Origin of the sequence: Acinetobacter wanghuae (assembly GCF_009557235.1) — a bacterium.
Taxonomy (GTDB): domain Bacteria; phylum Pseudomonadota; class Gammaproteobacteria; order Pseudomonadales; family Moraxellaceae; genus Acinetobacter; species Acinetobacter wanghuae.
The window spans coordinates 2,545,920-2,568,555 of the sequence record NZ_CP045650.1 but is presented as its reverse complement, the minus strand read 5'-3'; the positions used below and the strand labels follow the sequence as shown (position 1 = coordinate 2,568,555).

General features: G+C 41.4%; 20 protein-coding genes and 1 pseudogene. 12 read left to right on the top strand and 9 right to left on the bottom strand.

The genetic code is table 11. The annotated features are described in order from the left end of the window. Window positions 1–33: 33 nt before the first annotated feature. Complete coding sequence (locus GFH30_RS12290) at window positions 34–1,350, bottom strand: OprD family outer membrane porin (protein ID WP_153373002.1); 1,317 nt, start codon at window positions 1,348–1,350, stop codon at window positions 34–36. Window positions 1,351–2,085: 735 nt separating this feature from the next. On the opposite strand from GFH30_RS12290, the gene GFH30_RS12285 reads away from it, so the two are divergent. Then, window positions 2,086–2,826, top strand: a complete 741-nt coding sequence (locus GFH30_RS12285) for a TorF family putative porin (protein ID WP_153373000.1) — start codon at window positions 2,086–2,088, stop codon at window positions 2,824–2,826. Window positions 2,827–2,868: 42 nt separating this feature from the next. Here GFH30_RS12285 and GFH30_RS12280 read toward each other — a convergent pair whose 3' ends face one another. Together GFH30_RS12280 and GFH30_RS12275 are read right to left on the bottom strand one after the other, a co-directional pair. After that, on the bottom strand, window positions 2,869–4,362 hold the full coding sequence (locus GFH30_RS12280) for a YifB family Mg chelatase-like AAA ATPase (protein WP_153372998.1): 1,494 nt from the start codon (window positions 4,360–4,362) through the stop codon (window positions 2,869–2,871). A gap of 65 nt (window positions 4,363–4,427) precedes the next feature. After that, entirely contained in the window at window positions 4,428–4,655 is a 228-nt protein-coding gene (locus tag GFH30_RS12275; RefSeq protein ID WP_153372996.1) for an accessory factor UbiK family protein, read from the bottom strand. Window positions 4,656–4,931: 276 nt separating this feature from the next. Between GFH30_RS12275 and glnK the strand changes: the two genes are divergently transcribed. The 7 genes from glnK to GFH30_RS12240 all read left to right on the top strand — a co-directional run bounded on the left by glnK (window position 4,932) and on the right by GFH30_RS12240 (window position 11,072). Further along, window positions 4,932–5,270 carry a P-II family nitrogen regulator gene (glnK, locus tag GFH30_RS12270; RefSeq protein ID WP_005094485.1) on the top strand — a complete coding sequence of 113 codons (339 nt, stop codon included), beginning with the start codon at window positions 4,932–4,934 and terminating at the stop codon, window positions 5,268–5,270. Between the two features lie 59 nt (window positions 5,271–5,329). Then, a complete protein-coding gene (locus GFH30_RS12265) occupies window positions 5,330–6,742 on the top strand; it encodes an ammonium transporter (RefSeq protein ID WP_153372994.1) in 1,413 nt (470 codons plus the stop codon). Between the two features lie 139 nt (window positions 6,743–6,881). Continuing rightward, complete coding sequence (nrdR, locus tag GFH30_RS12260) at window positions 6,882–7,346, top strand: transcriptional regulator NrdR (protein WP_153372993.1); 465 nt, start codon at window positions 6,882–6,884, stop codon at window positions 7,344–7,346. Between the two features lie 2 nt (window positions 7,347–7,348). After that, a complete protein-coding gene (gene ribD / locus GFH30_RS12255) occupies window positions 7,349–8,437 on the top strand; it encodes a bifunctional diaminohydroxyphosphoribosylaminopyrimidine deaminase/5-amino-6-(5-phosphoribosylamino)uracil reductase RibD (RefSeq protein WP_153372991.1) in 1,089 nt (362 codons plus the stop codon). Beyond that, window positions 8,434–9,726: a DNA adenine methylase gene (locus GFH30_RS12250; protein WP_153372989.1), complete on the top strand. Its 1,293-nt coding sequence runs from the start codon at window positions 8,434–8,436 to the stop codon at window positions 9,724–9,726. The genes ribD and GFH30_RS12250 overlap by 4 nt, the downstream gene beginning before the upstream one ends. Before the next feature lie 33 nt (window positions 9,727–9,759). Further along, window positions 9,760–10,419: a riboflavin synthase gene (locus tag GFH30_RS12245; RefSeq protein ID WP_153372987.1), complete on the top strand. Its 660-nt coding sequence runs from the start codon at window positions 9,760–9,762 to the stop codon at window positions 10,417–10,419. A gap of 107 nt (window positions 10,420–10,526) precedes the next feature. Further along, window positions 10,527–11,072: a VTT domain-containing protein gene (locus GFH30_RS12240; RefSeq protein WP_153372985.1), complete on the top strand. Its 546-nt coding sequence runs from the start codon at window positions 10,527–10,529 to the stop codon at window positions 11,070–11,072. Window positions 11,073–11,159: 87 nt separating this feature from the next. On the opposite strand, the gene blhA is transcribed toward GFH30_RS12240, so the two are convergent. The 3 genes from blhA to GFH30_RS12225 are packed head-to-tail and all read right to left on the bottom strand — an operon-like array spanning window position 11,160 to window position 13,660. Beyond that, the gene (gene blhA, locus GFH30_RS12235; protein ID WP_153372984.1) at window positions 11,160–11,786 is read right to left on the bottom strand and encodes a cell division protein BlhA; all 627 of its coding nucleotides are present in this window, start codon (window positions 11,784–11,786) and stop codon (window positions 11,160–11,162) included. A 25-nt stretch (window positions 11,787–11,811) separates the two neighbouring features. Continuing rightward, a complete protein-coding gene (locus GFH30_RS12230; protein ID WP_153372982.1) occupies window positions 11,812–12,219 on the bottom strand; it encodes a DNA polymerase III subunit chi in 408 nt (135 codons plus the stop codon). Next, window positions 12,212–13,660 (bottom strand): leucyl aminopeptidase, encoded by a 1,449-nt coding sequence (locus tag GFH30_RS12225; protein WP_153372980.1) that lies wholly within the window; start codon window positions 13,658–13,660, stop codon window positions 12,212–12,214. The genes GFH30_RS12230 and GFH30_RS12225 overlap by 8 nt, the downstream gene beginning before the upstream one ends. 164 nt (window positions 13,661–13,824) lie before the next feature. On the opposite strand from GFH30_RS12225, the gene lptF reads away from it, so the two are divergent. From lptF to GFH30_RS12205, 4 genes and pseudogenes are all read left to right on the top strand, one after another. Beyond that, window positions 13,825–14,925, top strand: coding sequence for an LPS export ABC transporter permease LptF (gene lptF / locus GFH30_RS12220; RefSeq protein ID WP_153372978.1), 1,101 nt, complete (start codon window positions 13,825–13,827; stop codon window positions 14,923–14,925). Between the two features lie 2 nt (window positions 14,926–14,927). Next, window positions 14,928–15,998 (top strand): LPS export ABC transporter permease LptG, encoded by a 1,071-nt coding sequence (gene lptG, locus GFH30_RS12215; RefSeq protein ID WP_153372977.1) that lies wholly within the window; start codon window positions 14,928–14,930, stop codon window positions 15,996–15,998. A 123-nt stretch (window positions 15,999–16,121) separates the two neighbouring features. Further along, a pseudogene (gene gpmI, locus GFH30_RS12210) lies at window positions 16,122–17,673 on the top strand (2,3-bisphosphoglycerate-independent phosphoglycerate mutase). 17 nt (window positions 17,674–17,690) lie between these two features. Continuing rightward, window positions 17,691–18,860 (top strand): S41 family peptidase, encoded by a 1,170-nt coding sequence (locus GFH30_RS12205; protein WP_153372975.1) that lies wholly within the window; start codon window positions 17,691–17,693, stop codon window positions 18,858–18,860. 8 nt (window positions 18,861–18,868) lie between these two features. Here the strand turns inward: GFH30_RS12205 and GFH30_RS12200 are convergent, their stop codons facing one another. From GFH30_RS12200 to gacA, 3 genes are all read right to left on the bottom strand, one after another. Continuing rightward, on the bottom strand, window positions 18,869–20,227 hold the full coding sequence (locus GFH30_RS12200; protein ID WP_153389376.1) for a sigma-54-dependent transcriptional regulator: 1,359 nt from the start codon (window positions 20,225–20,227) through the stop codon (window positions 18,869–18,871). A gap of 80 nt (window positions 20,228–20,307) precedes the next feature. Further along, window positions 20,308–21,873 carry a sensor histidine kinase gene (locus GFH30_RS12195; RefSeq protein WP_153372971.1) on the bottom strand — a complete coding sequence of 522 codons (1,566 nt, stop codon included), beginning with the start codon at window positions 21,871–21,873 and terminating at the stop codon, window positions 20,308–20,310. 14 nt (window positions 21,874–21,887) lie between these two features. Next, window positions 21,888–22,523, bottom strand: a complete 636-nt coding sequence (gacA, locus tag GFH30_RS12190; protein WP_153372969.1) for a response regulator transcription factor GacA — start codon at window positions 22,521–22,523, stop codon at window positions 21,888–21,890. Between the last annotated feature and the right edge of the window lie 113 nt (window positions 22,524–22,636).

Sequence of the window (22,636 nt, the reverse complement as noted above, 5' to 3'; positions counted from 1 at the left end):
GCAGGTTTTTTTATGGCTTAAAATCCGAGTGAATTAGAATAATTTCACAGGAATGTCTAACCAGATACGCCATTCATTGGTATCACCAATATATACGCTGTTGTAATCATCGCTACCACGAAGGTATGAATGACGAACACGTAAACTCGCATCTTTTGCAAAACCAGATTGAACAGTATATTTTACTTGGTTAAAGAATTCGCGCTCTTGGTTATTGTCGCTGATTAATGCACCATCTTTCGCAGCTTTAATATCCCAACCATAAACAAATGCGCTAGTCCAGTTTAAACCTGGAACACCATGGTTTTTAAAGTTGTAGTTGTACTGTATACCTAAAGATTTCTCATCATTGCCTACAAAATCAGAAAGATATGAGTTTGGTAGATAAATACTTTGTGCACCATCGGCATTGGAGCCATAGTCATAGCCTGTATTACCCGTATTTTGTTGATACGCAAGCATCACATTATGAACATCTTTGCTATAAGTGCCCGATACAGCAAAAATTGAATTTTTGCGATCAGCTAAGTTGTCAGTGATATGTGAACCTGTATCTGCGCCTTCTTCAAATTCAGTATGATAGCCACTGAAGTCTAAAGTCATGGATGAATCATTTTTTAACGCTTGAGTATAATTTACATTTGCAAAATGACGGTCTAATTTATCTTTAACATCTGTACCGTAATATGATGCATTTAATTGATCATTAAAGTCGTATTTTGCACCCCAAACCACAGCACGGTCTAAGCTATTACCATCTGAGTTAATTTGATCAGAATATTGGTTTTTAGTGAATTTACCCGCAGTTAATGTCAGCTTATCAATTTCATTGCTTGTTACCAATAAACCTTCAAAATATTCAGGTACTAGGCGTGCAGTATTAGATGCTAGCACAGGAATATCGAGAACTTGTGTACCGTAAACAGCAGTTGTATTAGATACACGTGCTTTCACAAACGCACCACCACGCGCCCAATGATCATATGTATCACCGATACCTTTTTTATATACACCTTTGGCATCAAAACCAGCTTCACGTGGGATCATACCGTTACCAGCATGTTTGTTATCGCCCAGTTTAAATGAGGCATCACCAATGATACCCGCGCCAAAACCAACGACACCTTGAGTGAAACCAGACTCAAGTTTTACAATCGCCGTCTGAGCAGTTGAACGAGTATCAGCATTGCCGTCTTTTTTATCACGTGTTAGAAAACCAGTACGGAATAATACTGAACCCTCGGCATCTTCAACGAAGCCTTTTGCTTCACTTTGTTCGCTGGCATATACAGATGAAACTAAAGCAGCTTGGATTAAAACTGCCAATGTTAATTTTTTAGAGTTTTGCATTGGAGAAGAAGCCTTATAGACATTGATCAAAAATTTTTAAGAATTGTATAAGAATTGCTGAAAAAATGTCATTTTTTATTGGGTATATTCCACTAAAGTTATGCTGAATTTCTGATATAAATTTGTGGAAATCCTTTAAGGACATAGCTTGAGCTATCAAAATTTTAAAAAATGGTAAAAAAAGCAAAGACCTGCAATTTCTAAAATGCGTTGGGCTTGTTTATAGTTTTTTAAAAATTGGATAATAAGGCGACTCGATGAAATCGACGGTTTGTCAGATTAGAGCACATCTTTGGTAAATTTTCAGTGCTTAACATCAAATTTACTCTGGATTGGCTGCTTAAACTAAATATATAAAACCAGTTTTAGGACTTTTGATTATTAAGTGATAGTTGAAAAAGGTTATCTTATCAGTATGAGTGAATTTTATGCACTATAATTAAGCGTAAAATTTAAAGTTCACAAAAAATAGACTTATAAAGATGCAAGTTGTAAACAAATATGTAGTAAAGGAAATACGACGAGATGAAGTCTATTTTCTATAAAATCCAACACGACATAAAAACTAAAAACTAGTTTAAATTTATTTAAAATCAAAAACTTAAAAAATAAAAAAACAAAATTAATTTGTAATAATTGTTGTTTTTCGATTCTTGGCACAGCAATTGCTAACTCTTATATGAGTTTTATAAATGACCATAAAAAACGTCTTGGGACGGTCGGGGGAATCGAATAATGAAATTTAAACTGAAAGCTTTGGCTCTAGCAGCAGTTGCATCGGCATCACCGTTAACATTTGCAGATGAAGTCGCATCTGAACATAGTTTCTCTGGAAATATTGGCTTACTTTCAAGCTATAACCTACGCGGTAACACAGCATTACCTGAAAACGATAAATTAACGATTCAAGGTGGTTTAGATTATAGCCATGCATCAGGTTTATATGCAGGTTGGTGGACGTCTACACTTGATGGCGATGATGCTTATCCAGGTCAATCTAATGCAATGGAGCACGACTTCTATGTTGGGTATAACGGTAGCTTTAATGATGATCTAGGTTTTACTGTAGGTACAACTTATTATTATTACTATGACATTAATACGTCTGATGCGAATGGCTTCGAACTTTTATTGGGTTTGAATTACAAAGATTTTGGTGTGACGGCTCAAACCTTATTGGAAGATACAATATGGGGGAATGCAGGCGATACCTATTTTAAAGCCACTTATAGCTATCCTTTACCGAATGATTTTAGTTTAGACACTGCTTTAGGTTTACATACTTATGAGAAAAATGGAGATTTCGTTAAAGGTTCAACTGAAAGTTTTAGCTTCCGCCATTTTGACGTGGGTGTAAGCAAAGCATTAGGTGATACAGGCTTAACCGCAAGCTTCAATTATATTCTTGGTGGGAATGGTCGTTTTGATGAAGATTTCAAAAACAAAGCGGTGCTAGGTTTAGCATATAGCTTCTAATAATACGTATCTTTGAAAAAGGCGACCATTCGGTCGCTTTTTTTATAGCTGCGATATTTGACTTCGATACGAAAGTGCTTCTGATAAATGTACACTTTGAATATCTGGACTCTGTGCTAAATCGGCAATGGTCCGTGCCACACGCAATACCCGATGGTATGCACGTGCTGATAAGTCTAATTTTTGCTGTGCCATTTCAAACATGAGAGTCGTTGTGTCATCAAGGAGGGCATATTGCTCAAGCTGTTTTGGACTTAAACTCATGTTTAACGCATTCTGCCGCTTCATTTGTCGTTCATAAGCTGTAATCACACGTTCACGAACAGTCGCTGAATTTTCAACGGCTTGGCTGTTCTGTAGCTCTTTTGCCGCTAAGGGCGGTACGTCAATGTGCAAATCTATTCGATCCAAGAGCGGGCCAGAAATTCGGCTTTGATATCGCTTGATCATCTCAGGTGAACATTGGCAACGCACATCATTGTTAAAAGCATAGCCACAAGGACAGGGGTTCATGGCTGCAATCAATTGAAAATTGGCAGGAAAGGTGATTTGCCGTGAAGCGCGTGAAATCACGATCTCTTTAGACTCAAGTGGCTGTCTCAGAACTTCTAATACTTTACGATCAAACTCTGGCAGCTCATCCAAAAATAAAACACCTAAATGTGCCAAGGTAATTTCACCCGGTTTCGGATGTGATCCTCCACCCACTAAAGCAATCGCAGATGCAGTGTGATGTGGTGCCCGAAAGGGGCGTTGTCCGAACGGATGCTGAGCATTGGCAATAGAATAAATACTGGCAACTTCTAAGTTTTCTTGCGTGTTGAGTGGTGGCAAAATACTGGCTAATCGTGAAGCAAGCAGGGTTTTGCCTGTGCCCGGAGGCCCCTTAAACAATAAAGAATGCCCACCTGCGGCAGCAATTTCTAATGCACGTCTTGGGCGTAATTGACCTTTCACATCGGCTAAATCATATTTGTACTGTTGTTCAGTCATCGCTTCTTGCGGCTGAAATTGCGGTAATTTTTTAGATTCCGCCAAATGTTCACAGACTTCTTTTAAATGGTTGGCACCAAAGACTTGGAAGTTAGGCAGTTGGCAGGCTTCTTGAGCATTGGGACTTGGTAGAATTAAGGTGTGCTGTTGTTGCTGACAGGCAATCGCGATACTGAGTACACCTGTGACAGGACGAAGTTGACCATCTAAAGCCAATTCACCAACAAACTCTAAACCATCAGTACAATGCTCAGGCAATTGACCCGTTGCAATCAATATTCCTAGTGCAATTGGTAAATCGAGTCTTGAACCATCTTTGGGGAGGTCGGCAGGGGCTAAATTAATGGTTAAACGTTTGGTCGGAAATTGAAAACCACTGTTTAAAATGGCAGAGCGAACTCGATCTTTACTTTCACGAACAGCAGCTTCGGCTAAACCGACAATGGTAAGTGAAGGCATACCTTGACTGACATGCACTTCAACTTCAATCAGTGGGGCATGTAACCCGAGTAAACCTCGGGTGTGAATTTTGGCAAAAGACATTTTATTGTTCCGTTATGGTGCATTATTTTTATTGGGTTATGGTCTTTTATGCACTTTTAGTGTGCTTATTTTTTGTTCAAAATGCGTTGTTCAAGTTCGCTGACTTGTTGAAGTAGATCATTCAAACGAATATTGGCGTTATTCAGTGCAATTTGTTGACGTGCTAATTCATCTTTAGACACCAAATCCATTTTTGTGACTGCTTCGTTTAATAAGGCACGAAGATTATGTTCAAGATCTTTTTTGGGTTGCTCGACCTGTTGCAATATGGCTTGTAATAAAGTTTCGATCATGAGGTTGTCCACAACGATGAAAATAAGCCAATAGTGTAGCATTGCAGCGCTAACGCCCATAGTATTTTAGTGAAAATATGGATTTAACCGATGAGTTATATTGATAATACCGACATAAAAAAAGCGCATATTTTTTAGTTTGAAAGAATTTATCAGTATAAAATAAGGTATAAAGAAACGACATGTCGAGCTTTCTAATTTCCCCCGACCTTGGGAATCTTGGCATGAAATTTGAACATAAAACCTTACTGGTGAAATAAGCCGAAGGAAAAAAACATGAAGCTCGTAACTGCAATTGTAAAACCTTTTAAATTAGACGACGTGCGTGAAGCACTGTCTGAAATTGGTGTTCAAGGCATCACTGTCACTGAAGTAAAAGGGTTTGGTCGTCAAAAAGGCCATACTGAACTTTACCGTGGTGCTGAATATGTTGTTGATTTTCTACCTAAAGTTAAGATTGAAATTGCGATTAGCGATGACATGGTTGACTCAGTGATTGAATCAATTACACGTGTAGCAAGCACAGGCAAAATTGGTGACGGAAAAATTTTCGTAACCAATTTAGAGCAAGTCATCCGTATTCGTACAGGTGAAACAGGCGCAGACGCTGTTTAATTTGGCATGAAGTTTGCTGAGTAGCGAATAACTCACAAAAACTTGGTTGGGGGATACGAATGAAAAAGATGCTACTCGCGTTAGGTTTGTCTAGCGCACTCTTGGGCGGTTCTGTTACTTGGGCTGAAGAAGCTGTAACAGCAACTGCTCCTACTGAAGAAATTGCTGTTTTAGATGTAACAGAAGAATTATCAACCTCAGATACAGAAGCAGTGGCTGCAGAAGCACTTGCTGAACCAGTTGTGGCTGAAGCCATCGCTGCAGAAGAAGCAACATTAGATACAGGTGATACCGCATGGATTTTGGTATCAACCGCGCTTGTTTTACTCATGACTATTCCTGGTTTAGCACTTTTCTATGGCGGTATGGTACGTAAGAAAAACGTATTAAGTACCATGGCGCATAGCTTTGTTGCTGCAGCTGTGGTGAGTCTAGTTTGGGTTGTGATTGGTTATACCTTGGCATTTGGTGAAGGCAATGCCTTTATTGGTAGCTTAGACAAATTTATGTTGTCAGGTATTACCACAGATGCACTCTCAGGTACGATTCCTGAAATTCTCTTTGTTATTTTCCAAATGACCTTCGCCATTATTACCGTTGCCATCATTAGCGGTTCAATTGCAGAACGTATGAAATTCGGTGCATTTGTTGCCTTTATCACGATTTGGGTAATTGTGGTTTATGCACCAATTACCCACTGGGTATGGGGTGGTGGCTGGTTAGGTAATGACGGTGCACTTGATTTTGCGGGCGGTACAGTTGTTCACATTAACTCAGGTGTGGCAGGTTTAGTTGCTGCATATATGCTCGGCAAACGTATGGGGCTTGGCCGTGAATCAATGGCGCCACATAACCTTGCATTAACTGTTGTCGGTGCAAGCTTAATTTGGGTCGGTTGGTTTGGTTTTAATGGTGGTTCAGCATTGGGTGCGAATGGTTCAGCAGGTTATGCACTTGTTGTGACTCAAGTTGCAGCTGCAGCCGCAGCAATCTCATGGTTAATTACTGAAAAAATAGCACGTGGTAAAGGTTCTGTACTTGGTGCTGCATCTGGTGCAGTGGCAGGTCTTGTTGTGATTACACCTGCAGCAGGCTTTGTTACTGTCGGTGGTGCTTTGGCTATGGGCTTGATTGGTGGCGTGGTTTGCTTCTGGGGGATTACAGGTCTGAAACGTGCCTTGAAAGCAGATGATTCTTTGGATGCCTTTGGTCTACATGGTGTCGGTGGTATTGTCGGTGCGCTTTTAACTGCTGTATTCGCAAGCTCATTCATTATGGGTGATGATGCGCCAACCAATGTACTCCATCAACTTTGGATTCAATTAGAGGGTGTACTTGCAACCATCGCTTACTCTGCAATCCTAACCTTCATTATCTTAAAGGTGATTGATCTAGTGATTGGTATTCGTGTTGAGTCAGATGACGAACGTATGGGTCTAGATTTAAGTCAACATGGCGAACGTGTCGAATAATATGATAATCAAATAATCAATATATTGTGTAAAACAGCCCTTCGGGGCTGTTTTTTTTCTATATGTTGCGTAACACTCTACAAAGTTTGGAATTTTTGCTACACTCGGAAATCGTCTAGATTTGTTCAATTAAACCGCTATGCACTGCCCATTTTGCAACACTGCAGACAGTAAAGTTATTGATTCGCGCTTGGCTGCTGAAGGCTGCCAAATCCGTCGTCGTCGTGAATGTATTGGTTGTAATGAGCGTTTTACCACCTTTGAAAGTTATGAAGTGGTCATGCCACGCGTGATTAAATCCGATGGTAAAAACGAGCCTTTTGATGAAGCGAAATTACGCCGCTCACTCATGCACGCCTTACAAAAGCGTCCAGTTACCCAAGAACAAATTGAAACCGTATTGAGCGATATTCAACTGCAAATCCGTCGTTTAGGCGAGCGTGACGTGAAATCTCGTATGATTGGTGAGATTGTCATGCAATCCTTATTTGCACTCGACCATGTGGCTTATGTGCGTTTTGCTTCGGTGTATCAAGATTTCCAAGATGTTGAAGCTTTTCGTCATCAAATTGAACAAATGCAACAACGCGATTTACAAGAATAAATATGCCTGAATTGAATCAAGACCAAATATGGATGTTGTGTGCTATTGAGCTAGCACAGCAAGGGCAATATTCAACACGACCTAATCCAAATGTTGGCTGTGTCATTGTAAAAGATGGTCATGTTGTGGGTGAAGGTTTTCATCCTCAAGCAGGGCAACCACATGCGGAAGTGTTTGCACTACGCCAAGCAGGGGAGTCTGCGCGTGGTGCAACGGCTTATGTCACGTTAGAACCCTGTGCGCATTATGGTCGTACACCGCCATGTGCTAAAGGTTTAGTTGCAGCAGGGGTTGCTCGGGTTGTGGTGGCGTGTCCTGATCCAAATCCATTGGTCGCAGGAAAGGGTGTAAATATTCTTCGTGATGCAGGTATTGACGTTGACCTCGGTATTTGCCAAGAACAAGCACATGCGTTGAATGTTGGTTTCTTAAAAGCGATGGCAACCGGTATGCCATATGTACGGCTTAAAATTGCCTCAAGTTTAGATGGTCGAACGGCAATGGCATCGGGTGAGTCAAAATGGATTACAGGATCTCAAGCACGTCAAGATGTTCAGCATTGGCGAGCAATTTCCGGTGCTGTGATTACGGGTGTTGACACTGTTTTAGCTGATGATTGCCAGCTCAATGTGCGTCAGCTTGATACGGTTGCAGATATTGAAAAGATCGTACAGCCGAAACGTGTTGTTTTGGATCGTCAAGGTCGTTTGCCATTGACTGCAAAAATCTTACAAGATCCTACAACGCTTATGGTCATGGGACCATTTCGTCAAGAGCTCGCGGACTTGGGTGTGTTACAATTACCAGTACAGCCTCTAAAAGAATTATTGCAACAGCTGGTTCAGCAACATCAGATTTATGATGTATTGGTTGAAGCTGGGGCGACTTTATCTACTGCATTTTTACAAGAACATTTGGTTGATGAACTGATCAGTTATGTCGCACCGACACTATTGGGTCAAACTGCGCGTAGCATGTTTAATGCAGCATTTAGCCAGATGGCAGAACAACTTCGATTTAAGCTCCACGATGTCACTCAGTTTGGTGATGACGTTCGCTTTAGGTTAATTCCTTCTCAAGAGACACTATGAATCCAGAGTCAACGGTTTACAATAAACGTCGCCATGCGGCACGTACCACCGATGAGTATCTTTTCCATCAGTTGGTTCCTTATTTGGGAAACAAACGTCGTTTATTACATTTGATTCTTGAAGCCCTTGAACTGACTGGCACGTTAAAACGTGAAGATGGTCGCGCACCGATTTTCGCTGATTTTTTTGCAGGTTCAGGCGTGGTGTCTCGTTTAGCGCGTCAAAATGGTTATCGTGTCATTGCCAATGATTGGGAACCGTATAGCCATGCGCTGAATCATGCGGTGTTAGCATGTACCGAAGCCCCAGCATTTAAAGAACTCGGCGGCTATCAAAAAGCGATTGATTATTTAAATCGCTTGCCTGAAGTCAAAGGCTGGGTGACACATAATTTGTGTCCGCGTAATGATGAAATTTACGATCCAAGTCGTGACCGTCTCTTCTTCAAACGCCGTAATGGAATGCGTATTGATGCAATTCGTCAGCAAATTGCCACTTGGCAAGCCCAAGGCGCGATTGATGATGTTGAGATGTCAGCGTTGCTTGCACCGCTACTTTATTCAGCAAGTTTCGTCAGTAATACCTCAGGCGTATTCAAAAGCTTCCATCATGGTTGGGGCGGTAAAACCCAAACAGCTTTAGAAAGAATTGAATCTTTGCTTTGGCTCACACCAAGTCGTTTCTGTGAAAATCCACAACCGAGTGGTCCTTCAGCGGAAATGTGGTGTGTCGATGCACAGCATTTAGCCAATCAAATGAGCAGCTTTGAAGTTGACGTCGCGTACTTAGATCCACCGTATAATCAGCATGCTTATAGCAGTAATTATCATGTACTGAATGCTTTAACACTGTGGGATCAGGTCGATCTACCTACACCGGACACAAAGGGCTTTAAAAGCGGTATTGACCGTGCATGGCGTAAAGAGCGTCCAAGTCAGTACAATTCATCCAAGCATGCGCAAGAAGCTTACGAGAAGCTGCTGGCGACCATCAATGCACGTTTTATCCTGACCAGTTATTCAACCGATGGCAACATTAGCGCCACGGATTTACTTCAAGCCAACTTAAAACGTGGTCGTGTAACTTTGCTGACTCAAGATGTACCGCGCTATCGCGTGAGTAAACAACGTCAGTCAGAACGCGCACGTGTACTTGAGTTTATTGTAATTACGGACACACATGCCAAATCAGGTCCTTCAATTCGTCAGTTGTTAGGACAGTTGCATCATTATGCAGAACTTGGTGGTGTAGATACGACAGGCGTGAGTACACAGTTGGCACTTTGGTAAAACCGTATAAAAGAGACAGAAGCGAGAAATAAAATGTTTACAGGGATTATCGAAAGTCTAGGCAAAGTAAAAAGTCTGCAAAGCGTAGGCGGTGATGTACGTATTAGCATACATACAGATCTCGATATGTCTGATGTGCATTTGGGCGATTCGATTGCGACCAATGGCATTTGCTTAACCGTCATTGCTTGGGGCGAGAATTGGTATTCTGCCGATGTTTCACGTGAAAGTTTAAATAGAACCACGCTTGCTAATTGGAAAGTCGGTCAAGCAGTTAATGTTGAAAAAGCTATGTTACCGACTACGCGCTTTGGTGGTCATATTGTCTCGGGTCACGTCGATGCTGTGGGTGAGATTACCCAAGTTCGTTCTGATGCCCGTTCGTTATACTTTGAAGTGACTGCACCTGTTGAAATTGCGAAATACTTAGCTGAAAAAGGCTCAGTTACAGTAGATGGCATTAGTCTAACCATCAACCATCTACGTGGTCATGTGTTAAGTCTAAATTTAATTCCACATACCGCTGAACGGACCAATATTGGGTCATGGCAAGTGGGACAAAAAGTGAACTTGGAAGTGGATATTTTAGCCCGTTATATTGAGCGTTTATTACTGGGCGATAAAGCCGCTGAACACAATAAACAATCAAAATTGAGTATGGAATTCCTTGCAGAAAATGGATTTTTAAAGTAAATTTTGATCGAATACCGAACAGTTTAATTGAAAAATTAGACTGTTTTTTTATTTTTAGGGATAATGTAAGTCTTAGTCTGCAATTTTTCCCGCAGTGGACAGCTTGAATGCTCGATTTTTTACTCAACTTAGAACAATTGCTTCCTGTTTTATTAAATGAATATGGCGTCTGGATTTATGCCATTTTATTTTTGGTAATCTTTGCAGAAACAGGTTCAGTATTCTTCTTTTTTTTACCGGGTGACAGTCTACTGATTGCAGTCGGTGCGCTCTGCGCAAGCAGTGATTTAATTACATTGCATTCGATGGGCTTGCTGTTATTTGCCGCATCGACTTTGGGTTATAGCGTCAACTATTACACAGGCAAAATATTAGGTCTCAAGTTCTTTAATGAACATTCTCGGTTGTTTAAGCCAGCCTATATTGTGAAGACCAATCATTATTTTACCAAACATGGTGGTAAAACCATCTTAATTGCACGCTTTATTCCTTTCGTGCGTTCTTTCGGACCTTTTGCTGCTGGTTCAGGGCATATGAATTTTGCAACATTTACGATGTATAACGTCCTCGGTGGATTATTATGGATTTCCACTTTATTGGGCGTTGGCTATTTAGTCGGAAATGCGGCTTTTCTTTTGGTGGATTTAATCTAAGTGCATTTCGCACAAAAAGTGAAGTGCGAAAATAGCTTATATACCCGTTGTAATTAAACGAATTAAAAAATCTAAGCCGACAAATACTTAGTCTGCAGAAGACGCAGTTAAATTAGAATTCTTCAAAATATATTCAATTTCATCTTGAGCTGCACTTTGCAGTTTTTCACGAACTGATTTTAACGTCTGTTCAATCAGCGTTTCTGCTTCAAGTTCTAGACGTAAACGCAGACTTTCAAGTTCAGATAAAATTTGATTGTCATCAATGTTGAGTTTGCCACGCGCGAAATCTAAATTGTTTTCAGGGTTTTTATGGAAACGCGAAGCATATTGATCGACTTCAACGGCAAGGCTTTGACTGAGTTTAGCTAAAGCTTCAGTTTGTTCAGCAAACTTGCGTTCTTCGTCCTGACGCAGTTGTTCCGCATAGGCCTGTTGCTTGGCACGTTTATCTGCCAATGCTTTTTCTAATGCCAACTGTTTACGAATACGCGCAGCTTCAATCAATTCAGCTTTACGTTTCGCATAGGCTTCTTCAATACGTCGCTCAGAACGCTGCTGTAAAACACGGTCTTGTGTCAGCCATTCTTGCAAAGAGGTTTCAGGTTTAAGGACGTCACTGATGCGAGTCAGGTCATCAATAAAGGTCTGACGTACAGCTTCCGGTACATTTAACCAGCGCTGTTTAAAATCTGGACCAACATTTAATGCCACTTGCATCTCCTTAAGATGTGTCTTGTCAAAGTTTATGTGTGTTTGGTACGAGACCATGACTTCGGTATTGTTTGAACTTTTTCCGACCGATTTGTTTAGCCGTTTCATTATTTTCAATGATCTCGATAATGTGACTAAATTTTGGATCAGGTTCAAGTGCTTCTGAATTAAAATTAAAAATAATCCAGTCTGCTTGTTCAGGTTTTTGCGCTGAAATACAGATGCTCCCCTGTGGTTGATCAATGCCATGCGGCAAAAAGCTGCTGGCATCGAAGCTCCACAAACGTTCATCCAATTGCTGCCGCAGTTCTGCATCATCACACAGCATCCAAACGCGCTCGCTTTGACGCAGAATTTTACGGCTTAAACGACAAGCACTTTCGACTTGTCGTTCAGGACTTTTCTCAAATAAATAAAAGCTAACCTTAGCCATTTTTGCTCGCGCGATTGGCTAGGAATTGTACCAATAATGGTACAGGACGACCGGTGGCATTTTTATTCGCACCTGAAGCCCACGCTGTACCTGCAACATCTAAATGCGCCCAACGATAGTCACGTGTGAAACGTTGCAAGAAGCATGCAGCAGTCACTGAACCTGCTTTAGGACCACCGATGTTGGCAATATCAGCAAATGGAGAATCGAGTTGCTCTTGATAATCTTCAATCACGGGCATACGCCATACACGGTCAAATGCAGTTTGACCTGCGGCTTCAATTTCAGCTGCAAGTTCATCATCTGGACTAAACATACCGGTTAAGACTGAACCGAGTGCAACCACACATGCACCTGTCAATGTCGCAATATCAATCACAAGGGCAGGGTTAAAGCGTTTGATATAAGTCAAAGTATCGCAAAGTACCAAACGACCTTCAGCATCGGTATTTAGGATTTCAACCGTTTGACCGCTCATAGTGGTCACGATATCACCCGGACGTGTTGCACCGCCTGAAGGCATATTTTCAGCTGCAGCAATCGCACCGACCACATGGATATCTAAACGAGATTCACATAATGCGCGTAGTGTTCCGATTACAGATGCAGCACCACACATATCGTATTTCATTTCGTCCATGCCCGCGCCTGGTTTTAATGAAATACCACCTGTGTCAAACGTCACGCCTTTACCGACCAAGACCACAGGGGCTTCTGAGCGCTGAGCATTGTATTCGATGGTAATAATACGACCCGGACGATCTGAGCCTTTGCTGACTGCAAGGAATGCACCCATACCTAAATCAGCCATTTGCTGTTCATCAAGTACAGTAACTTTTAACAATTCAGGATATTCAGCAGCCAATGCGATCGCTTGATCGGCTAAATATTCTGGGAAGCAGATATTACCCGGACGGTTACCTAAATCACGTGCTTGGTTTTGACCCGTTTGAATCGCTTGAATAAGTTGTAATTGTTCAGCAGTCAATGTGCTGTTATTGGCAATCAGATGAATCTGTTCAAGTACAAATTCATTTTTCTTCGATTTAAACTCATCAAATGCATAAGCGGCTTGAGTCAGGCTTAAAGCAAATAAGTAATGCAATTCTGAAGGTAATGCTGAAATATCGACACTAATCGTTTTAAATTTTTTCTGCGCCGATTTCACCACTGTTTGTGCAATTTTTGCGATCTTATTTGCTTTTAAATCGGTAGCTTGACCCAAACCGAGCAATGCTGCATTGCTTGCAGTGGAGATGTTGCCAATTAGGGCAAGGCTTTCATTCAGCGCAGCTTTATATTGAGTGGCACTAATAATCGTATCTAAGTTATTGATTTTATATGTTGAAGCTGCTGTTTGCACTTGTTCAGCATCGACTAAAATCAATAAATATTCGTTAGACGCATTCTCTTGGAACGCGGTATTCATTGTGAGTTTCATGAGCGTTTATACAAGCCTTATAAAATTTGCAAACCATTAAACCATTGAAACATTTTCATGAATAGGGTTTCAATGTGCAACACACGTATCGCTTTTATATTTTTAGCATTCACATTCGGGTAAACTAAAGCAAATTTTTTACCCTTTTTATTGGAAGATTGAATTTGATTATTCGGCGTTATCTCGTCAAGCAAGTGGTGTCGACCTCCTTGGTTGTGATTGCCTTATTGACCTTAATTATGATGGGCGGTCGATTGATCAAGTACTTTGGCGTGGCAGCACAAGGGCGACTCGATGCGAGTATTTTACTCAGTATTATCGGCTATCGTTTGCCTGAATTTTTAACGCTCATTCTTCCATTAGGGTTCTTTATTGGCTTAATGCTGGTGTTTGGTCGCATGTATGTCGATCATGAAATGGCAGTCATGAATGGTAGCGGAGTCAGTCGACATCAGTTGGCGCGGCTTCTCATTCCCATGACTGTGGTTTTTATGGCAGTGCAAGCTTTCTTAATGCTGTGGGCAGCCCCGTGGGGCATTCGCCAATTTGAAGCCCTAACCACCAATCAGGCAGTACGTACAGGTTTTGATTTGGTTCGACCCAAAGAATTTATTTCCTCAGGCCCTTACACCATTTATGCAGGAAGCTTGTCTGAAGATCGTAAAAATCTAAAAGATATTTTCTTCTATCAACGCGCGGATAAAGACGGCAAGCCTGATGTGATGATTTTGGCGCAAGAAGCGACGCGCGTTGATGTTGCCGATGACACCGCCAATGTCGTGGATTTGGTCAAAGGGCGCCGTTATGAAATTTTTGCAGGTACGCCCAAATATACTCAAGCAGAATTTCAATCTTATCGTTTGCGCTTGGAAAGTGATAAAGAAGCCAAATTCGAAAGTGCGGATGTCGAAGCCTTACCTACGAGCAAGCTTTGGGAAAATCGTCAAGATCCTGTTGTTGCTAGTGAACTCGGTTGGCGTGCTTTTGTGCCATTTTCGATTGTGATTGCTCTGATTTTGGCAGTGGCGTTGTCTGAGGTCAGTCCGCGTCAGGGACGTTATCTTAAGCTCTTCCCGGCATTACTTATTTTTGCCAGTTTAATTGTGGCATTGATGGCGGTAAAAACACGGGTGAGTAAACAGGAGATGGGGATTTTTGCCTTCCCATTGGTGTTAATTGTGTATGCCATTGCAGGGGCATTGTTCTCTCGTAAGCAAAAATTAGCACCGAAAATTAAGAAACAGATTCAGCGAGTGAGGTCTTAATCATGTTGGCACGTCGTCTGGTTGCAAAACATGTGACCCAAACTACGGCACTCGCGATGCTTGGTGCAACTGCGGTACTTTCAGGTTTACAGGTGCTCTTTACCTACTTAGGTGAATTAGGTTCGCTTAAAGAAGGCTATGGTGCTTGGGAAGCCTTAAAATATGTACTTTGGGGTGCTCCAACCTATCTTTATGAAATTCTTCCTATTTCTGCATTGATTGGTGCGGTACTCGGTTTAGGGACCTTGGCATCGAATAGTGAACTGATTGTGATGCGTTCAGTGGGTGTTAGCCTATGGCGTATTGTCGGTTGGGTGATTCGCTCAGCACTCATTTTAGTGGTGCTGTCCTTCGCATTAAGTGAGTGGGTGATTCCACATACTAACGAACAAGCCAATAATATTAAGAGCTTTGATAAAAAGACCCAACTCGGTGAAGTGCGTGGTTATTGGACACGAGAAGGGCAGCGCTTTATTTTTGTTGATTATGCGAATTCCAAAGGTGAGCTTAAAAATGTTCAGATGCTCGACTTTGACCAAGATTACCGTTTACGTGGCACACTCAAAGCACAAAATGGTGAGTTTATTAAAGATGGTTCTTGGAATTTAAATAACACCGAAGAAGTGAATATTTTAGCCAATGGTACAGCGACATTTACGCCGCATGCAACGCAGCCTTTGGCTTTAGCCTTACAACCCAAATATGTGCATATGGTGACGATTGACCCTGAAAATTTATCACCAAGTCAATTGGTCAGTTTCATGAGCTATATGCATGAATATAGCCAAGTACCAAAAACCTATGAGTTGGCATTTTGGCAAAAAGTGGGCTCACCATTTGCGCTGATTGCTTTGGTGGTGATTGCCTGTTCATTTATTTTTGGGCCATTACGCCAACAATCGATGGGTTTTCGCTTGGTCATTGCGTTATTTGTCGGCTTGGGCTTCTTCTATTTACAAGATTTCTTGGGGTATGCAAGTTTGATTTATGCACCATCAGCGGCATGGTTCGTGTTTATTCCTATTGTATTCATGTTCATGGTCGGTGGTTATTTGCTGCATCGAGCGCGCTAAATTTCAGGTTCATAGAATAAATCAATGTGAATGAGAGACTTAAACCATGATTGGTGCATAGTCTCTGATCATAAAATTCGCTAAAATAGTGCGATTAATTCGTAAACGAAAAGAGTATTCATTATGACGGATGCAACTGCTGGCAAAATCCCTCACGTATTGGTAATTATGGATGGTGTGGGTCATCGCGAAGCGGTCGAAGACAATGCGTTTTTAGCAGCGAAACGACCAAACTTAACAGCGATGCAAAACAAGCATCCGCATAGTTTGATCTCAGGTTCTGGTGAAGATGTTGGTCTACCTGATGGTCAAATGGGTAACTCTGAAGTTGGACATATGAACCTCGGTGCAGGTCGTGTGTTGTATCAAGACTTCACTCGTATTACGAAAGATATTCGCACCGGTGCGTTCTTTGAACATGACGTGTTAGTAGACGCGGTTGAAAAAGCCAAAGCCAATGCGGGTGCAGTGCACTTGATGGGCTTATTGTCACAAGGTGGCGTACACTCACACGAAGATCACATCGTAGCAATGGCAGAACTGGCACTGAAACGTGGTGCAACGGTGTATTTACATGCCTTCCTTGATGGTCGTGATACACCGCCACGTAGCGCAGCACCTTCATTGCAAAAATTAGATGCTTTATTTGCACAATATCCGGGTCAAGGTCGTATTGCGACCATGATTGGTCGCTACTTCGCCATGGATCGTGACAATCGTTGGGATCGTGTTGAACAAGCCTATCGTTTGTTGACTGAAGGTGAGGCGGTTCGTACTGCAGCAACGGCTGTTGAAGGGCTTGAACTGGCTTATGCTGCTGAAGAAAATGACGAATTTGTCAAAGCGACTCGCATTGGTGAACTCGCAACCATCAATGACAATGACAGTGTGGTCTTTATGAATTTCCGTGCAGATCGTGCGCGTGAAATTACGAAAGCCTTTGTTGAAAAAGACTTTGCTGGTTTTGAACGTAAAGTTGTACCGAACCTTGCAAAATTTGTGATGCTTACGCGTTATCAAGCAACGATTGATGCACCTGTGGCGTATATGCCAGAAGCGTTGGTCAACTCAATTGGTGAGTACTTATCAAACTTAGGTAAAACCCAGCTGCGCATTGCAGAAACTGAAAAATATGCGCACGTGACGTTCTTCTTTAGCGGTGGTCGCGAAGATGAATATCCGGGTGAAAAACGTATTCTGATTCCATCGCCAAGCGTTGCAACCTATGACTTGAAGCCAGAAATGAGCGCATATGAAGTGACTGATGAATTGGTTGCTGCGATTAATTCAGGTGAATTCGACTTACTAGTTGTGAACTATGCCAATGGTGATATGGTCGGTCATACGGGTGTATTTGATGCCCGCAGTGAAAGCCGTTGAAGCAGTCGATACCTGTTTAGGACGTGTTTATGAAGCAGTGATGGCACAAAAAGGTCATATGCTTGTCACCGCTGACCATGGTAATGTAGAGCAAATGCAGGACTATGTCAGTGGTCAAGTCCATACCCAACATACCACGGAACATGTACCGTTTATTTATGTGGGCCCGACGACGGCAACCATCGCAGAAGGTGGTGTGCTTGCGGATGTTGCACCGACATTATTAAGCCTGATGAATCTTCCGATTCCGGCAGAAATGAAAGGTCGTAACTTAATTCAGCTTTCAAATGCTTAAAATAATAAGGAAATAGCATGGCACATTCACATTGGAAGACGGTTGTTTTCACCAGCTTGTTGATGTGTATGAGCCCGGCTTGGAGTGCTGGTTCTCAGGAGCCAGCACTTGATGATATGGAGACAGATCAGCAGACCTATGCTGAAATTCCCGTATCATCTATTCAGGAATTTGTGCAAATTTATGGCATAGTCAAAGACAATTATATTCAAGAAAAAAACGATGATGCTTTGTTCCAACAAGCGATTAAAGGACTTGTTGCGGGGCTCGATCGTTATTCACGTTATTTAAGCCCTGAAGAATTTGAACAATTACGTCAGTACACCGAAGGTGAATTGGCGAGTCTTGATTTTAACTTAGAGTTTCATCCGCAATTAAAACAATGGGTTATTTCGGATTTAGATAAAGATGCCGACTCCTCTAAACTGGGATTTCGTAATGGCATCACAGTCTACAAAATTGATGATCAAGTTTTAACAACGTTGAATCCAGAACAAGTTCGGCACTTATTGAGCGGCAGTATTGGTTCGACTTTAACGTTGCAATTGTCTCCGCAAAGTCAGGCGATCAATTTAGTCCGTAATACCAAAATAGAAACAGAAATTGAATCACAATTTCATAGTAATCAAGTCTTGGTCATTCACGTCAAAGTATTTCAGCAAGACACTGCCAATGAAATTAAACGGATTATCGAAAGTTATCCGAGTAATCGCGTTAAAGCGGTTTTATTCGACTTAAGAAATAATCCGGGCGGATTATTGTCTGCTGCGGTGGAATCTGCTGATTTATTCTTAAATCAGGGTGTAATTGTCTCGACCAAAAGTCGCTCCGAGGGCGATCAACAATTTCAAGCTTTGCCAAGCTTTGAATTTCCAAGTTTAAAAATTGGTATTTTGATTAATCAACGTTCAGCATCGGCAGCTGAAGTCTTCACTGCCGCACTTAAAGAACATAACCGTGCTTGGATTGTGGGTGAAAAAAGCTATGGGAAGGGCGTAGTACAGAAGCTGTTTCCACTCAGTAATGGTTCTGCTATTCAAATGACCGTTGCGCAATATTTTAGCCCGACAGGTCGTATGATTGAAGGCGCGGGGATACAGCCGCATCTGACTTATCCGCTAGCGTTAGATATGCGCGAAGATAACTATATTGCGCATATTACAGATTTATTACTTATGCATAAGTAACTCAAAAACTATTCTTCATCGTCTGTGTCTAAACCAAATTTCTTTAAACGATAACGCAGTGAACGAAAAGACATGCCAAGTTTTTTGGCAGCCAATGTTCGATTCCAATGCGTAATATTCAGTGCATTCAGTAAAATTTCTTTTTCAATTTTTTCGATATAACGCTCAAGACCTTCTTCAGGTAATTTTTTGGGCACCATAAATGTGTCATGAGTGGTTTGCTCTTGAGGCGTATGGCTCTCGACACTCGGATTAAATGTTTGTCTGAGTGGTGCGGTCTGTAAGTGTTGTAAATCAATCGTATCATCGTCAGATAGTGTCATCGCACGTTCAATAATATTACGTAACTCACGTACATTACCCGGATAATACTGCCCTAATAATAGCTCTTTGCTGCGTTCTGTGAGACGTTTAGCCGGAATTTGCCATTCTTTCGCAATGCGATGAATAAAATGTTCAGCGAGCAGTAAAATATCATTGCCGCGTTCACGTAGCGGTGGCAGCACCAAATCCATCACATGAATACGGAAATATAAATCCTGACGGAATTTACCTTGTTGGACTAAGGCATCTAAATCTTGATGACTGGCACTAATGACGCGAAAATCCACATCAATTTCGCCATCTGAACCAAGCGGGCGAATTCGTTTTTCTTGTACGGCACGCAGTAGTTTCACCTGCATATTAAGAGGTAATTCAGCAATTTCATCTAAAAATAAGCTACCGCCATGTGCCGATTGAATGAGACCTTGCTTGTCTTGCGTTGCGCCGGTAAAGCTGCCTTTTTTATGCCCGAAAAGCTCACTTTCCATGAGTTCACTTGGAATTGCACCGCAGTTAATGGCAATAAAAGGGCCTTCATTCCGATTACTTAAACGATGGACTAAATTGGCAACCACTTCTTTACCCGTGCCCGATTCACCAGTAATAAAAACCGGTGCTTGAGAGCGCGCAATTTTTTGTAAAGTAATCCGCAGTTGTTGAATCGGTTGAGATTGCCCAATGAGCATACGATGCTCAAGCGAGTCTTGTTGATTATGATGATAATAATCGACAGGTTTGTTCAGTGCTTTTTGTAGTAATTGTTCTAAATGTTTTTGATTAATCGGTTTGCTAACAAAATCAAATGCACCCGCTTTAAGGGCAGCGATGGCAATATCCATGTTGCCATAGGCGGTGAGAACAGCCACAGGCAAAGTCGGGCAACGCTGACTAATCCACTCTAGCAGCTGTAAACCATTGCCATCAGGCAGATTCAGGTCAGTCAAGCAGGCATCATATTGATGATCGGATAGGCATTTTTTTGCATCTTCAAGACGATGTGCAATGTGTGTGCGAATTCCCATGCGTGTCAGAGACATTTGCATGAGCGTACACAAATCTTCTTCATCATCCACCAATAAGACCAGTGGTTGTTGCTCCACGTTATACCCCTTTCATCATGAATTTAAACTGTTATTCGTTGGCAGCTAATGCGAAAGCATGCGCCTTGTTCTTGTTGTATGTAATTTAGCTGAGCCTGATTGGCTTCGCAAAAACTATGCGATAAATATAATCCTAAACCTGTGCCATGAATAGATGTGCTGAAAAATGGTTTAAACAAAGATGCTTGATCAGTGATGGCGACGCCGTCACCAAAATCACGCACATCAATCCATACTTTATGTTCATAAGGGCGAATATTGATTTCGATATAATCCAATTCGGGGTCATTGTGTCGAATGGCATTACGCACTAAATTAATCAACACTTGTCGAAGCTGTTCTTCATCAAATTGAATCGCCAATGGCATATCCATGTTGAAACGAATTTGATGGGCAACATCGGCTAAGTCTTCACGAATTAACAGCGGCAAGAACGCATTAAGCTGAATCAAGATGGGGTGCATCTCTTTATTTTTGACCATATTCAAGGTGTCTTGAATAATCCGATCAATTCGTATCGCTTGTTTACTAATCATTTGATTTAGAACGGCTTGCTGACTTATTTCTGAATCTTGGAATAAATCATTGGCCTGTACAATGGCAGCTAAAGGATTACGAATTTCATGCGCAATACTGGCTGAAAGCTGTCCTAAAGAGGCAAGTTTGAGTTGTTGTACCTGCTGATTGAGTTTTTTTGCATCTTCCAGAACTAACAAAATTAAGGTTTGATGAGGTACTAATAATTTTTGTACTTGAACATGAATGTTATAGCGGCTTTGCTGTGATTCAAATTGAAAGCGCTCGCCATTTTCTAAATCTTCAAATTTAATCAGTTCAAATAAATCGGGTTGGGAGCGATACAGTGGAAATTTATCATGGGCATACATGGCAGGAATGCCTAGTAAATGACACGCTGCGGGATTACTCAGTACCACATGAAAGTTTTCATCAAGTACTAAATAGCCGGTTTCAATTTGCTCTAAAATATAACGGTTAATATTTTGTAAGCGATTCAATTCAATCGATTGGGAGAAATTAAGATTCTCCATAATTTGAAAACGACGTACCGCAATTTGCCCCGTGCCGTAGACCACAAAAAATAAAAAGGCAAGGAGCGTGCTATTGCCAATATTGGTTAAAGATGAAATTTCAAAGATACTGCCGATAAAATGCTGATAAATGACACTAATGACAGCAATCAAGGTAATGACGAGGGATTTTTTAGCATCAATGAGCAAAGACGCTGAAAAAATCGTAATCACAAACAATAAGCCTAAATGTAAGTTTGGACCATTGGTCGCAAGGGTCAGTAAACTTAAGGCACAAAGATCGGTAAAGAAAATAATAATTAATTGTTGTGAAATATAATTTTTAACAAGTTTAATGGTCAAAAGTTGGATTGAACTGATTGTGACAAACGTTGCTAAAACATAACCATACAATTGTGGAAATTGATATTCGGAACCCATGCCATCATAGGTCAGCATAAAAATCAGCAATAAACCGACGCTAATAATGAGACGATAGGCGGTATACCACAGCCCCAAATGGTATTGGTTGAGTTCCGAATGGATCGACTGCTGTGGCATAGGCGCGCGCCGACTTAAGGTTTAATTAAGCCATAGCGCATCGCTAAATGAGTCAGTTTCACGTCACTATCAATATTGAGTTTTTCAAAAATACGATAACGATAGGTATTGACGGTTTTGACGCTGACAAAGAGTTTATCGGCAATTTCTTGGGCGCTGATACAATTGACGACCATCATTGCGACTTGCATTTCACGTTCCGACAAAGCATCAAATGGGGACTGCTGAGTGTCTGATAAATAAGAACTTGCCAATTGTTCGGCAATATCAGCACTGAAATATTTACCACCTTGTACGACTTTATTAATGGCACGAACCATTTCAGTAACAGGTGCACCTTTGGTGATATAGCCTTTCGCACCTGCTTTTAATAATAATGAAGGATAAGGTTCTTCAGCTAAGCCGCTCACAGCTAAAACCTTGGTTTCAGGTGCAGTTTGTAACAGTCGACGCGTGGTTTCCACACCGCCAATGCCCGGCATATTTACATCAAGTAGCACAACATTCGGATGATGTTGGCGAACGAGGGCAATCGCTTCTTCACCAGATTCAGCTTGTCCAACAACCTGAACATCTGCGTGGTCTTCGAGCATTCGACAAATCCCAGTGCGCACTAATTCATGGTCATCTACAACTAAAACTGTGATCACGTACACTCTCCCTCTTTTAAATTTTCATTTTTTTGTTACATATCGCAAAATAAGCTTGCAATGAAACGACAAAATTAGCAATGCTATTCTTCATCTAAATTTAATTACATTTA